Here is a 13,316-nt window from a genome sequence, read left to right as displayed (position 1 = left end):
GCTACAGGATCGAGAATGTGGTGATCTGATCCTGATTACGGCAAAAAGTTCGATTTATTCAACAAAGCCGATTCTGTTTATTAAGCTCAGGATGATTGCGGGAGGCAGTTTTTTATCTACAAAAAAGTCTACATGCATACTATTTTTGTTGAAATTAAAGGGTTTTTTGTTTTTATCAGAAAAAAGGATTAACTTCACGCCGAACTTTCTCTTCAGCTCCGCCAGGCGTTCTGCGCAGGTGAGTGCGGTAAGAAAGTGCGCGGGAAAGTCGAAAATCACAAATAATGGAGGCTGGAAGAACATTTCGGTTTGGGAGAGAATGTTATCAATGTCCCGTATATCACTGCAACAATGAATGTTTAATTCGTTTATCAGTGATGCTAATCCCTGCTGATGAAAAGCAGACTGGTCTATATAAATAACATTCATCTTTTATAATTCCTTTTATGATTTCATGTTTCATAATATCTCTGGAACGGATGAAGTTGAATGTCCATTTTTGGTGTTATTGCTGCATGCGCTTTTGTTTTTCGCGATTTATCTGAAGGTTATTGTATTTAAAATGACAATTCATATTTGAGTTGAAAGCAGAAGCCGCCCTCAGACGGCTTTTACAAAGAATGCATGACCCTTTGAATTTAAAAATGCATTCGGATTACTGGCTCATCGCATCTTTTTTCATGGCATCTTTCGACATGCTGTCTTTCTTCATTGCGTCTTTGGACATTTTGTCTTTCGACATACAGTCTTTGCCCATGCTGTCTTTCGCCATCGAGTCTTTGCTCATGCTGTCCTTTTTCATGCAATCTTTGGACATATGGCCCATGCTGTCTTTTTTCATCATCACGTCAGCGGCGTAGGTGGTGCTCACTGCGCCCATCATCAGACAGGCAGACATCATCATTACGGTTAACTTTTTCATGGGGTATTCCTTTTCTCTGTTGGGTTTTATTGAGATCGTCGTCGTGTGTTCTAACTTCCACCAAACCAGTTGTAGCCCTGATCTTCCCAGTAGCCACCGGTGAATTTATTGGTAATTTCAATCACTTCAATGTGTTTGGGGTTCTTGTAACCGAGCTTGGTCGGCATCCTGAGCTTCATCGGGAAACCGTATTTGCGCGGTAAAATCTGTCCGTCATAGGTCAGCGCCAGCAACGTCTGCGGATGCAGCGCTGTCGCCATATCAATGCTGGTGTAATACTCGTCGGCACATTTGAAACTGACGTATTCCGCGGTGAGGTCGGCACCAATCAGCCGTAAAAAATCACCAAACGGCACGCCGCCCCATTTGCCAATTGCGCTCCAGCCTTCCACGCAGATATGCCGCGTCACCTGGCTGACCTGCGCCATTTTGTAGAGGGTTGGCAACGACCATTCACGTTTATCCAGCGCCAGCCCGGCGATTTTCAGGCGATAGGCCAGGCCGTCAACTTCCGGGGCATCGTCTTCGGCGTAAAACGCATTAAACGGAAACGGGCGGGTGATCATGGATTCGGCATACACCGGCGCAAGGCGCGTTGAGCCAAACAGCCAGCCCTGAACGCGGTCGTTGAAGCCGGAAATTTTCCCCAGTGCGGTTTCCACGCTGGCGTTATCGCTGATGTCGCAGCCGGTCAGCATGGCAATGCCGCCGAGCGTCAGCCCGCGTTGCAAAAACAGTCGGCGCGAGGGCGCGTCGAGTTCGCGGATAATCTGTTTTTTAGCTTCCTGCACAATCGCTTCACTGTCCGACGTGCTGAAAATCTGAACGATGCTTTTTTTGATGATGTTCTTCATATTCAGCCCTTAACGTCCGCGGATCATGGCGATCAGCGTTTTTGGCACCAGCGCCACCATGATTAAATGCAGCACGACAAACCCGACTAACGACGCCATCGCTAAAAAGTGGACGTAGCGCGCGGTGTCGTAACCGCCCATCAGTTCGCGCAGTAACGGAAACTGTACCGATTTCCACACCACCAGCCCGGAAAGCACCAGCACGATGCCGTCGAACATCACGAACACATACGCCGCGCGCTGCACCATGTTGTAGTGGCGTAAATCGTTGTGTTGCAGCTTGCCGCGCAGGGCCGCACGCAAATCGTTGAAAATGCCGCGCGGGGTCAGCGGCCAGAATTTTCGTTTCATCCGGCCGGTCAGAATGTTCATCAGCAGATAGAACAGACCGTTAAAACCGAACAACCACATTCCGGCGAAATGCCACTGGATTGCGCCGCCCAGCCAGCCGCCAAGGGTGAAGGTGGAAGGGAAATCAAAATCAAACAGCGGCGACGCGTTATAAATCTGCCAGCCGCTGGTCACCATAATCAGCACCGCCAGCGCATTCAGCCAGTGCGCAAGACGCAGCCATAAAGGATGAACGGTGGCCGGTTTTTGCCCCGCGACCTGAGGGATTTCTGTGTGAATTGTCATGATGCGTTTCCGCCATCTGCCCGGTGATGTAGCGAGTATTGAGCGGATTTGTTCCCCGAGACCTCACGCAAAGTTAAATAAAATGTGATAACTCAAGGGTCATTGCTTGTGTAGACTCAAACGATATGAGGACGCCACGCGGTGGGATAACAAAATGGATAAAACGAAAAAAATCCTGATCGTTGAAGACGACGGGGATATTGCGGAACTGCTGAGCCTGCATCTGCGTGACGAAGGTTATGAAATTACGCATGCGGCGGACGGCAATCTCGGCGTCGCTCATCTGGAAAAAGGCGGCTGGGATGCGCTGATCCTGGATCTGATGTTGCCCGGTGTGGACGGGCTGGAAATCTGCCGCCGCGCGCGCAACATGACGCGCTACACGCCCATCATTATTATCAGCGCCCGTTCCAGCGAAGTGCATCGCGTGCTCGGGCTGGAACTGGGAGCCGATGATTATCTGGCAAAACCGTTCTCCATGCTGGAACTGGTGGCGCGGGTGAAAGCGCTGTTCCGCCGTCAGGAAGCGATGAGCCGCAACCTGAAAATGGATGCCGGAACGCTGAGTTTTGCCGGGCTGGTTATCGACCCGATTGCGCGCGAAGTGATGCTCAATCATCAGCCGGTAGAACTGACGCCGCGTGAGTTTGATTTGCTGTACTTTTTTGCCAAAAACCCCGGCAAAGTGTTCTCACGCCTGAGCCTGTTAAATCAGGTCTGGGGCTACGAGCACGAAGGGTATGAACATACGGTGAACACCCATATCAACCGGCTGCGCATCAAGATAGAAGCCAATCCGGCCGAGCCGGAACGCATTCTGACCGTCTGGGGAAAAGGCTATAAATTCGTGTCTTCGGCTGAAGATGCGCAAGGGTAAATCATGAAAAATCTCACGCTGGCGCAAAGACTGACTCTGGTGTTTACGGTGCTGCTGATCGCCTGCTGCGCGCTTTCCGGCTATATGCAGGTGCGCTCGAGCAATCAGTACAGCCAGTCGGTGATCCAGCGGCTGTCCGTGAATCTGGCGACGCAGATTGCGGCCAATAATCCGCTGCTCAGTCAGGGCGACTGGGATCCGAAAGCCGTGCATTCACTGTTTGATCAGCTGATGGCGGTGAACCCGAGTGTGGAAGTGTATCTGCTGGATAAAGACGGCAAGATTGTGGGCAACGCGGCACCGGCAGGGCGTCTGAAAACCGATAAAGTCGATCTGACGCCGGTTAACGCGCTGCTTGAGGGCGCGAATATGCCGGTTTACGGCGACAATCCGCGTGATCCGCAAAACCGTCAGGTGTTTTCGGCGGCACCGCTCAAAGAGCACGGTGTGACCAAAGGTTACGTGTATATCGTGCTGCTCGGCGATGAATACACCGCGCTGACCAGCGATGCGCAATACCAGTCTTCAATTGCGCTGGCGCTGCGTTCCATGGGGCTCGTGGCGCTGTTTGGTTTACTGGCGGGTGCGCTGGCGTTTCGCTGGGTGACGCGTCCGGTGCGTAAACTGACGCAGCAGATTGCGCAGCTCGACAGCGGCGGAATGGACGCCATTCAGGCGCTGGCAAAAAGTCCGACGCGCGCCGGTGCGCCGCGCGATGAAGTCTCGCAGCTGCAACAGGCATTTGTCGCGCTGGCAAAACGCATCGACCAGCAGTGGCAAAGCCTGATGGTGCAGGATCAGCAGCGCCGTGAATTTATCGCCAATATTTCCCACGATTTGCGCACGCCGCTGACCTCACTGCACGGTTATCTCGAAACGCTGTCGGTGAAATCCGATCATCTGAGCAACGAAGACCGGCAGCGGTATCTGAATATTGCGCTGACGCAAAGTAAAAAAGTCGGGCGGCTGGCGCAGGAATTATTTGAACTGGCGCGCCTGGAATATGGCGTGGTGAAACCGCAGAAAGAGCCGTTTTCCCTGAGCGAACTGGTGCAGGACGTCTTCCAGAAATTTGAGCTGGCGACCGAAACGCGCGGGCAGAAATTGCTGGCAGATATCACGCCGGGTATTCCGCTGGTGAATGCCGATCTGGGCATGATTGAACGCGTGCTGACGAACCTGCTGGATAATGCCATCCGCCACACGCCGGAAGGCGGCGTTATTGAGATTAAACTGTGGAAAAACGGCGAACAGGTTATGGTACAGCTCAAAGACACCGGGCCAGGCATTGCCCCGGAGCTGAAAGACAGCCTGTTTGTGAGGCCGTCAATTCTCAGCACCAATAAACACCGCGCGGGCGGGCTGGGGCTGATGATTGTGCGCCGTATTTTGCAACTTCACGGCGGGGATATCCGGCTGGTTGAGCAACAAAAGCAGGGCGCGTGTTTTCAATTCTCCGTTCCGCTCTAAACTCCCTTCTTTTTAATTTGCGTTACGCTGTGACCGGCGTAACGCAAATATCCTGTTTTATTGTCACAAAGTTATTATTATGTATTCCTAAGTGTTAAATAATAATTTAATTTTATAACGTATACCAAAAAGGTTTAGTCTGTATATTTAAACGGTACTTTTTGATTTATATTCAGGCCGATATATTAACCACGACGAATAAATACTTTCTCATTATTACGTGGAATATATTATGTCTAAGAAAGAAGCCCACCCTCAAAATAATAAAGTGCACGATCTGCGCTCCGCTATTGAATTCCTTGAAAGCCTGCCAGGCGAAATGGTCAGCACCGATGTGGAAGTCGATCCGCATGCGGAATTGTCCGGCGTTTACCGTTATGTTGGTGCCGGTGGAACCTGCGAACGTCCGACCCGCAAAGGCCCCGCGATGATGTTTAACAACATCAAAGGTTTTCCGGGCGTCCGTGTCGTGACCGGCCTGATGTCGACCCGCGAACGCGTCGGCCATCTGCTGGACTGCGCGCCGGAAAAACTCGGTTTTCTGCTGAAAGACTCCGTGAAAAATGCCATCGCACCCGTTGTTATCGACCGCGGCACTGCGCAATGTCAGGAAGTCACGTATCTGGCCGATGACCCGAACTTTGACCTGCGTACCTTGCTGCCCGCGCCGACCAACACCGAAGAAGATGCCGGTCCGTATTTCACCATGGGCATGTGCTACGCGTCTGACCCGGAAACCAATGAGTCCGATGTGACCATTCACCGCCTGTGCATCCAGAGCCGTGACGAACTGTCGATGTGGCTGACACCGGGCCGTCATATCGACGCATTCCGTGAAAAAGCGGAACGTGCGGGCAAACCGCTGCCAATTTCTATCAGTATCGGCGTGGATCCGGCGATTGAAATTGCGGCCTGTTTCGAGCCACCGACCACGCCGCTCGGCTTCAACGAACTGAGCATTGCCGGTGCCTTGCGCGGTAAAGCAGTTGAACTGACACACTGCGTCTCCATCGACGAAAAAGCCATTGCCCACGCTGAAATTGTGATCGAAGGTGAACTGCTGCCAAACGTGCGCGTCCGTGAAGATCAGAACACCAATACCGGCAAAGCGATGCCTGAATTCCCGGGTTATACCGGCGAAGCGAAAGCGGCGCTGCCGGTGATTAAAGTGAAAGCGGTCACTCATCGTAAAAACCCAATCCTGCAAACCACATTAGGCCCAAGCGGCGAACATGTCAGCATGGCCGGCATTCCGACCGAAGCCAGTATTCTGGACATGATTGACCGCGCCATGCCGGGCCGCGTGCTGAATGTGAATGCACACACCTCCGGCGGCGGTAAGTTGCTGGCGGTACTGCAATTTAAGAAAGCTTCTCCGGTTGACGAAGGCCGTCAGAGACAAGCCGCGCTGCTGGCGTTTGCCGCTTTCTCCGAGCTGAAACACGTCATTCTGGTCGATGAAGATGTGGATATTTTCGACACCGACGACGTTCTGTGGGCGATGCAAACCCGCTTCCAGGGCGACGTGGATATCGCCACCATTCCCGGCGTGCGCTGCCATCCGCTTGATCCGTCGCAGAACCCGGCATACAGCCCGAGCATTTTGCAGGAAGGGATGTCTTGCAAAACGATCTTCGACTGCACCGTTCCTTTCCACCTGAAAGCGCATTTCGAACGTTCTAAATTTAAAGAAGTCGATGTGAAGAAATTCTTACCCGATTTTAAATAATACGAACGTTAGCATTAATTAAGGATTTGACATGAGTAAACGGCGCATAATTGTGGGGATCAGCGGTGCTTCAGGATTTCAATATGGCATGAAAGCGCTGGAAATATTGCGTGATATGGATATTGATGTGCATCTTATTATCAGTAAAGGTGCCGAAATGACGCGGAGCATGGAAACGGATATTGAAAGAGAAGATGTCACCTGTCTGGCCGACGAAGTTCACTCCATTAATAATCTGGGGGCTTCTGTTTCCAGTGGTTCATATAAAACCATCGGAATGATTATTGCGCCGTGCTCAATGAATACTCTGGGATCTATCGCTCACGGTTTAACCAGTAATTTACTCACCCGCGCGGCGGATGTCGTGTTAAAAGAGCGGCGCAGGTTGGTGCTGATGGTCAGGGAAACACCGCTGAATCTTTCGCATCTGAAGAATATGCAATCGGTGACAGAAATGGGCGGAATTATCTTTCCGCCGGTTCCGGCTCTTTATCACAAACCTGAAAGCGTGGATGACATTATTCACCACAGCGTGGCGCGCGCCCTGGATTTATTTGATCTGGACGTCGCGAATATCAAACGCTGGGGCGAAAACTGAGTGATAAATTCTTTGTGACAACGATAAAAAACAGCCTCTAAATTTGCGGAGTAGAAATGTTAATTGGACCTATTGTTAACAGCGGCGCCATTATCCTCGGCGGCCTGTTAGGGGGCTTTCTTGGCGTAAAAATGCCAGAGCGGTTAAGAACCTCGCTGCCCCAGACCTTTGGTTTATGCTCGATGGCGCTCGGCGTCGTGCTGCTGGTGAAAATGCACAGTATGCCGGTGGTAATCCTGTCGGTGATCCTCGGCGCGGCCATCGGGGAAATGTTTTATCTGGAACGTTACATTGCGCGTCTGGGCAATATGGCGCGCGGGATCGCCTCGCGTTTTGCCCCTGATACCGGCATGGATCAGAGCGTGTTCACCGAAAAATTCGTCGCGATTATTGTCCTGTTCTGCGCCAGCGGCACCGGTATTATCGGCGCAATGACCGAAGGGATGACGCATGATCCGAATATCCTGTTCGTTAAAGCGATTATGGATCTGTTCACGGCGGCTATTTTCGCTACAGTGCTGGGTTATGCAGTGGCGCTGATTTTCATTCCGCAGTGGATTGTGCAATTTCTTATCGCGTCGGCGGCGGTGTTCATTCTTCCGCTGACCAATGCGCAAATGATGGGGGATTTCACGGCAGCAGGGGGCTTTATTATGCTCGCCGCCGGTTTCCGTATCAGCGGAATCAAATCCATCGCAGTAGGAAATTTATTACCGGCGTTAATTCTGGTGATGCCCATCTCACATTACTGGAGCCTCTTTATTCACTGATGAATATCAGCCAAAGCCACTTCATTGCGAAGTGGCTTTTTGTATACTTAGCGTGCCACCGCCGCAATGAAAAGAAGGGAATGATGGATCTGAAAAGAATGCGTTACTTCTGCACCATCGCTGAACAGGGTTCAATCAGCAAAGCTGCGAAAGTGCTGAATATCGCACAGCCTCCGCTTGGAAAACGTCTGCACGAACTCGAAGAAGAAATCGGTTCGCCCTTGTTTATCCGCACCACCAAACAGATGGTTCTCACCGAAGCCGGACGTTTTCTTTACCGCAAATCCAGTGAAATCCTCAGCCAGGTCAACAGCGTCACCCGACAGGCGGTGGATATCGCGTCGCAAAAAAAACGCACCGTGCGTATCGGCGTTTCCTATCTTTATCTGCGCTATTTCAATACGGTATTTCTCGAGCTGTACCGCAAAAACCCGGACTGGGATCCGAACCTTCTGGTATCTGAATCCACCTATCTGGAAGAACTGGTGATGAACAAGGCGCTGGATATGGCGATGATTCAGACGCCCGCCGATATCCGTTCTTTCTATGTCCGTGAATTTGAGCCGATCAAACTGGTCGCGGTTGTCTCTACCGAACTGGCCGAAAACCTGCCTGACCGCACGCTGACTTTCGCTGATTTATCCGGCTTCCCGCTGATTATGCTGCACAGGATGGGCGGCGAGGGCACCTATGAAGTGCTGCTCAACCGTTTGTATGAAGAAGTGAAAGATGTGAACGTGATTATGAAAGTGTCCGAGCCGCGGCTGGTGATCGAAATGTTCCGCGACGGCCTTGCGGGTGCTGCGCTGATGCCGGAATCGGAAGTCGGCGAGAGCAAACATTTCCGCGCGTTTAAAATCGAACAAAAAGAGAAGCTTTTCCGCCCGGCGATCATCACGCTGCATACTGAAAAAGACTCGTTTTTGCCGGGAGAGCGATTTTTGTCATGAGCAGGCGAGGTGAACTATAATCAGCTTTCTCATGCTGACTGGACGACCAGAGACTCAGCTTAATTTTTCGGGGACGACCCTGACTGTTATTCCTGAGGATGTGTTATGGCCTGGCTTTATCTGTTTTTAGCCGGAATTTTCGAAGTTGTCTGGTCGACCGCAATGAAAGAATCCCACGGATTCACCCGCCTCATTCCCAGCCTGATCACGGCATTTTTCATGCTGCTCAGCGTCGTATTACTGGCGATCGCCATGAAAACCCTGCCGCTCGGCACGTCGTACACCGTCTGGGTCGGCATCGGCGCTATCGGCGCATTTATTCTGGGTGTCACGATGTTCGGCGAAAGCCTTAATCCGCTACGTGTGATCGCTGTTTTACTGATTTTCGCGGGGGTTATTCTGCTGAAGGTGGCAACGAAAGAGTGACGGGGTAAAACTCCAGATACAACAAAGCCGCTCTGTAACGGGAGCGGCTTTTGTTATTAAAGTGCAGACTTAATCAAATCATTTGTACAATACGGCGGTGCCATGAATGCGGTTCTGACCACCGGCTTCGATAATTTTATAAGAGGTTGCACCGGCGGCAGCGGCTTTAGCGGCGAAGGTGGATTCCAGACCATCCAGTGTGTTATCGGAGGCAGTAATAGTGCCGATTTGTGAGGCGAAACTACCAAAAGAAACGGTGGCGAGTGCTGCTGCGATAACGAAAGTTTTAATGGTTTTCATGATTTCATTCCTTCTCAGTGTTTGTTGGGTGAAGGCGGCTGCCTCCGATGAGAAGAAGAATAGCGCCGCGGGATCCGGATGGATAGCGGAGTTATTTGCTTGTAATGATCAAAATGTTTGAATAATTCAGCGGGTATGCAATTTTCTCTTTCCGGAGGAGTCTCTTTCAGTCCGTCCGCCATTTGCCGTTATCACATGTCGTGTTCTGGCAAACTTTTATAAAAACCACGGACGTATATAAATGAGCCGGGAAACGCAGTTCCCCAGGGGAGGTCATTCATGGCGACGGAATATTATCTGCGCAGGCGGCTCGAAGTGATGATGGCTGATCCCCGGAACTGGGATTACAGCTATTCATCAGGCGGTTGCGCCCTCAGTAAAACATCAGCGACTGTATTTCTCGCTGGCTACCCGGCTTAACCGGTGGGACAGATTGCAGTTTTTGCTGATGAATACGGATAACGCGGATGCGGCGTTACTGCGTCAGATGCTGGCGCAATAAATAACAGATGCCCCGTTTCCGGGGCATTTTTTAAAAACCTTTCGCCCTCCAGCGAGGCATCACACAGCGCGTACACCTCGCCCCAGCCTGCGCCGGTGGCCAGTAGCTGGCGGATGTGCAGGGCAACGTCGGCGCGGCGGACGCGGCCATGCGCTTCGGTTTCGATAAGGTGCGCTTTGCCGGTGGCTTCGCCATTCATCAGGCCGCCCGGACGCAGAATACACCACGCCAGCGTGCTGGTTTGCAGCCAGCTTTCAGCCAGTGATTTCTCACGAACCGCCTGCCCGAATGCCTGTTTTGCGCGGTCGGATAAGGTCGGCCAGCTGTTGCCGCAGCCAATCGACGTCACCAGCAACATCTGGCGGATGCTGGTTTTTTCAGCGGTATCCACAATCAGCCGGTTAGCGGTGTAATCGGAGAGTTTTCCGCCCAGCGTGGACACGATCTGCGCCTCCGCCCCGGCCATCTGGCAGGCCTGCAAGACATCTTCCGGGTTCAGCGCGTCGCCGGTAATCACGGTGACGCCCGCCGCGCGCAACGTTTCTGCCTGTTGAGGGTTACGGATTAGCGCCACAACCGGGCGCTCCTGTGCGGAAAGGGCGACCAGTTCAGCCCCCACGCCGCTGCCAGCGCCAAAAATCAGCAAAGTATTCAAGGGTGTTTCTCTCTCTCGGCCAGAAGGGCAGGAAGGGCGCGAAATGCATTCAGCTGATCACTCATAAGCTGGCGATGGCTGTCACGCCCGACGAAAACCTTGAGCATCGCATAACCGGAAGCGTTTAAAAACCAGACACTTGCTGTGCTCATTCCCATAAATGGCCGTTCGACCAGCGCGATGTGCTGGCAATTTGTTGCGCGGATATGCCCGCTCATTCCCTGTTTTCCGCGCAGGTTGAAATACCCGTGGCGATGCGTGCCGGTGGGCAACGCGCCGTGGAATTCGAGGATCAGATCGTCATTATTTACCAGCGTCGTGACGTCGCCCCATTCCGTGATGTTGTCCCACACTGTGTCGAACTGGCTGCCGGAAAACAGGTGGCTTTCGGGCAAATATCGGATCACCGTCAGCGGCGTCACACCATATTCACGGGCGATATCTTCAACAGTGCCGTCAGGCTGAGTGGAGAGAAAGTCGGTCAGTTTTTGCAGGTTATCCGTGTGCATGGCTGTCATTCCGTAAGGTCAGTTGAGGAACCAGAATTTGCAGGGCTTGCAGCATATTGCTGGCCCAGAAACGTCCGGCGGGAGTCAGGTTGAAACGCGGGCCGTCACTGTGCATCAGGCCGCACTCTTGCCACTGTTGCAGCAACGGTTCAATCGGGAATGGATCTTCGACGATGCGGCTCAGATCGTAACGTCCGGCTTCGATGCCGCCCTGTAAATCCAGCCGCCAGCGTTGCTCACCGGTGGTCGCGGCGGTCATCATCATGATCGGTTTTTGCCCGGCATCGAGCAGCTGATAATAAGCGTCCAGGCTGCGCATCGTCATATATGACTGGCCGCCAAGGTTGCCGCCCGCGCCGCTGCCGAAAGCCAGACAGTCTGCGCCTTTTTTGATCAGCAGATTATAGAGATTGCGTTCGCGGGTGGTGCGCGCCCAGTGGCTGTTGCTGATCTGATGCCAGCCGTCACGCGCCAGAAACGCTTCGCCTTCCAGATAGAAATCCCGACGCATGCTGACGTCGGGCAGGGTGACGCGATTGTTCCCGACCGCTTTGCCCAGTGGCGTGGACGGCAACAGATTCAGCGCGTAAAGATCGACACCGTCCAGCGGCAGGTCGCGGACAATCTGTAAATCTTCCAGCCACGACGCGCGGGTCTGTTCCGGCAGGCCAAACATCAGGTCACAAACCACCGCCGCGCGGTCACGTTCGCCCAGCTTGCGCAGAAAATTAATGGCTTCGTCGCGGCTGGCGCGGCGGCCCATACGCTGACGGATACGCGTGTCGAACGTCTGAATGCCGACGGAAAAACGGTTAGCGCCCGCGTCCAGACAGGCATCAATGCGTTCGTCATCGAAATTCAGGATGCGGCCTTCCACCGTGATTTCGCAATCCGGTGCCAGCGGCAAACTGCGGCGCAGGGTCACAATAATCCGGTGCAACTGCCGGGCGCTGAGCGCGGTCGGCGTGCCGCCACCAAAATAGACGGCGTGGATTGGCGCAGACTGATGCAGCGGTGAGCTGGCTTCCTGCTCGATTTCGCGGATCATGTAATCGCAGTATTGTTCGGTGGCTTCCGCTTCCAGCTTGTTCTGGTAGAACCCGCAAAATTTGCAGTGCGTCGCGCAAAAAGGGATATGCAAATAGACCAGACGTTTATTCGCAGGCAGCGTTTTCTGACAAAGCGCCTGCCATTGTGCGGGAACCTCCTGCGGAGGAACGGGTTGCTGCGGCCGCCAGGGCATAACCGCCCAGCGATCCGGGAACGGCAGGCCCTGATCGGCGGCATAAAAGCGCGTGAGGTCTAAGCTCATAAGGGTCTTCTTCTCCTGAAGAAACAGTCATTATCGCCATTAAACGATAATGATTATCATTCGATCAAACCCAACCCGCGCCTTTGATGATCTGTATCAAGTTAAAATTTGTGAGGATTTTGCTAAGAAAATCAGGTGGCCACCTGGGATTGTCCCTGTCCTGCGGGTGACGCCAACGTTACCAGGTGAGTCTGAGCAGTATATTTTTCCAGATAATTTAATAATGACCAGTTACGGGAATAGCTATTTTCACACTGTATTAATTATCCGGGTGATCAGAGTTTTGCAAAACGTATTAAAACATAATCCTAAATTAAAGTTCCAGTGGTTTTTATTTCGCATGATGAAATATATGATGAGTGATTAATTTTGTGGGATTATTTTTTATGGCGAATAAAATAATCCTAAAACAGATGACTCATTATTTTTATTTTAATTTATCGTGTTGTTTTTAAAGAGTTTTATAATTTAAAATAAATAAAGTCCGTATCCGTATACTTTGCCAATCAAGATTGAACCTTTGTATCTTATTGTGAATAATTGATTTTGAAGTCGTGGTGGGGAATAAACCGTTAGCGCGTTTTTCATGTTGCTATGGTTTCTACTCAATTATTCAAATTAAAGGATTACAAATGAATCATCATAAAAAGGGTTTGTCTGTTTCAAAGTTATCCGCCGCATGCTCATTGGCATTAATGGCTCAGGCATCCGCTTCGGATATTTCTAACACAAGCTGGCTTTGTTGAATAAATCGAACTTTTTGCCGTAATCAGGATCAGATCACCACATTCTCGATCCTGTAGCGG

General features: G+C 51.8%; 15 protein-coding genes and 1 pseudogene. 8 read left to right on the top strand and 8 right to left on the bottom strand.

Annotated features, from left to right (window positions below):
- Window positions 1–54 precede the first annotated feature (54 nt).
- The 4 genes from J8X26_RS27150 to J8X26_RS27135 form a co-directional block, all read right to left on the bottom strand.
- Window positions 55–429, bottom strand: coding sequence for a hypothetical protein (locus J8X26_RS27150; RefSeq protein WP_208952619.1), 375 nt, complete (start codon window positions 427–429; stop codon window positions 55–57).
- Window positions 430–655: 226 nt separating this feature from the next.
- Window positions 656–922 carry a pentapeptide MXKDX repeat protein gene (locus J8X26_RS27145; RefSeq protein WP_208952618.1) on the bottom strand — a complete coding sequence of 89 codons (267 nt, stop codon included), beginning with the start codon at window positions 920–922 and terminating at the stop codon, window positions 656–658.
- 50 nt (window positions 923–972) lie between these two features.
- Window positions 973–1,776, bottom strand: coding sequence for a molybdopterin-dependent oxidoreductase (locus tag J8X26_RS27140; RefSeq protein ID WP_208952617.1), 804 nt, complete (start codon window positions 1,774–1,776; stop codon window positions 973–975).
- A gap of 9 nt (window positions 1,777–1,785) precedes the next feature.
- The gene (locus J8X26_RS27135) at window positions 1,786–2,412 is read right to left on the bottom strand and encodes a cytochrome b/b6 domain-containing protein (protein ID WP_208952616.1); all 627 of its coding nucleotides are present in this window, start codon (window positions 2,410–2,412) and stop codon (window positions 1,786–1,788) included.
- A gap of 154 nt (window positions 2,413–2,566) precedes the next feature.
- Between J8X26_RS27135 and J8X26_RS27130 the strand changes: the two genes are divergently transcribed.
- The 7 genes from J8X26_RS27130 (at window position 2,567) to J8X26_RS27100 (ending at window position 9,232) form a co-directional block, all read left to right on the top strand.
- Window positions 2,567–3,289, top strand: coding sequence for a response regulator transcription factor (locus J8X26_RS27130; protein ID WP_195824192.1), 723 nt, complete (start codon window positions 2,567–2,569; stop codon window positions 3,287–3,289).
- A gap of 3 nt (window positions 3,290–3,292) precedes the next feature.
- The gene (locus J8X26_RS27125; protein WP_208952615.1) at window positions 3,293–4,759 is read left to right on the top strand and encodes a HAMP domain-containing sensor histidine kinase; all 1,467 of its coding nucleotides are present in this window, start codon (window positions 3,293–3,295) and stop codon (window positions 4,757–4,759) included.
- 232 nt (window positions 4,760–4,991) lie between these two features.
- The gene (locus tag J8X26_RS27120; protein ID WP_208952614.1) at window positions 4,992–6,488 is read left to right on the top strand and encodes a UbiD family decarboxylase; all 1,497 of its coding nucleotides are present in this window, start codon (window positions 4,992–4,994) and stop codon (window positions 6,486–6,488) included.
- 31 nt (window positions 6,489–6,519) lie between these two features.
- Complete coding sequence (locus J8X26_RS27115) at window positions 6,520–7,086, top strand: UbiX family flavin prenyltransferase (protein WP_152326589.1); 567 nt, start codon at window positions 6,520–6,522, stop codon at window positions 7,084–7,086.
- A 56-nt stretch (window positions 7,087–7,142) separates the two neighbouring features.
- Window positions 7,143–7,856: a DUF554 domain-containing protein gene (locus J8X26_RS27110; protein ID WP_208952613.1), complete on the top strand. Its 714-nt coding sequence runs from the start codon at window positions 7,143–7,145 to the stop codon at window positions 7,854–7,856.
- An 80-nt stretch (window positions 7,857–7,936) separates the two neighbouring features.
- Window positions 7,937–8,806, top strand: coding sequence for a LysR family transcriptional regulator (locus tag J8X26_RS27105; protein WP_244370894.1), 870 nt, complete (start codon window positions 7,937–7,939; stop codon window positions 8,804–8,806).
- 105 nt (window positions 8,807–8,911) lie between these two features.
- Window positions 8,912–9,232, top strand: coding sequence for a multidrug efflux SMR transporter (locus tag J8X26_RS27100; protein ID WP_165060142.1), 321 nt, complete (start codon window positions 8,912–8,914; stop codon window positions 9,230–9,232).
- 78 nt (window positions 9,233–9,310) lie between these two features.
- On the opposite strand, the gene J8X26_RS27095 is transcribed toward J8X26_RS27100, so the two are convergent.
- Window positions 9,311–9,532, bottom strand: a complete 222-nt coding sequence (locus J8X26_RS27095; protein WP_152326586.1) for a YdgH/BhsA/McbA-like domain containing protein — start codon at window positions 9,530–9,532, stop codon at window positions 9,311–9,313.
- Window positions 9,533–9,811: 279 nt separating this feature from the next.
- On the opposite strand from J8X26_RS27095, the gene J8X26_RS27090 reads away from it, so the two are divergent.
- Window positions 9,812–9,952 carry a hypothetical protein gene (locus tag J8X26_RS27090; protein ID WP_208952612.1) on the top strand — a complete coding sequence of 47 codons (141 nt, stop codon included), beginning with the start codon at window positions 9,812–9,814 and terminating at the stop codon, window positions 9,950–9,952.
- Window positions 9,953–10,083: 131 nt separating this feature from the next.
- Here J8X26_RS27090 and J8X26_RS27085 read toward each other — a convergent pair.
- The 3 genes and pseudogenes from J8X26_RS27085 to hutW all read right to left on the bottom strand — a co-directional run.
- Window positions 10,084–10,689, bottom strand: a pseudogene (locus J8X26_RS27085) (NAD(P)-binding oxidoreductase); the annotation flags it as partial.
- Window positions 10,686–11,207: a heme utilization cystosolic carrier protein HutX gene (gene hutX / locus J8X26_RS27080; protein ID WP_374101314.1), complete on the bottom strand. Its 522-nt coding sequence runs from the start codon at window positions 11,205–11,207 to the stop codon at window positions 10,686–10,688. The gene hutX and the pseudogene J8X26_RS27085, both read right to left, overlap by 4 nt.
- Window positions 11,185–12,510 (bottom strand): heme anaerobic degradation radical SAM methyltransferase ChuW/HutW, encoded by a 1,326-nt coding sequence (gene hutW, locus J8X26_RS27075; RefSeq protein WP_208952609.1) that lies wholly within the window; start codon window positions 12,508–12,510, stop codon window positions 11,185–11,187. Before hutW ends, hutX begins: the two co-directional genes overlap by 23 nt.
- Window positions 12,511–13,316 lie beyond the last annotated feature (806 nt).

The organism is Rahnella sp. ChDrAdgB13 (assembly GCF_017655185.1).
Classification (GTDB): Bacteria; Pseudomonadota; Gammaproteobacteria; order Enterobacterales; family Enterobacteriaceae; genus Rahnella; species Rahnella contaminans.
Note: the sequence above shows the minus strand (reverse complement) of the source record. Positions and strands in the feature narration are given on the sequence as shown.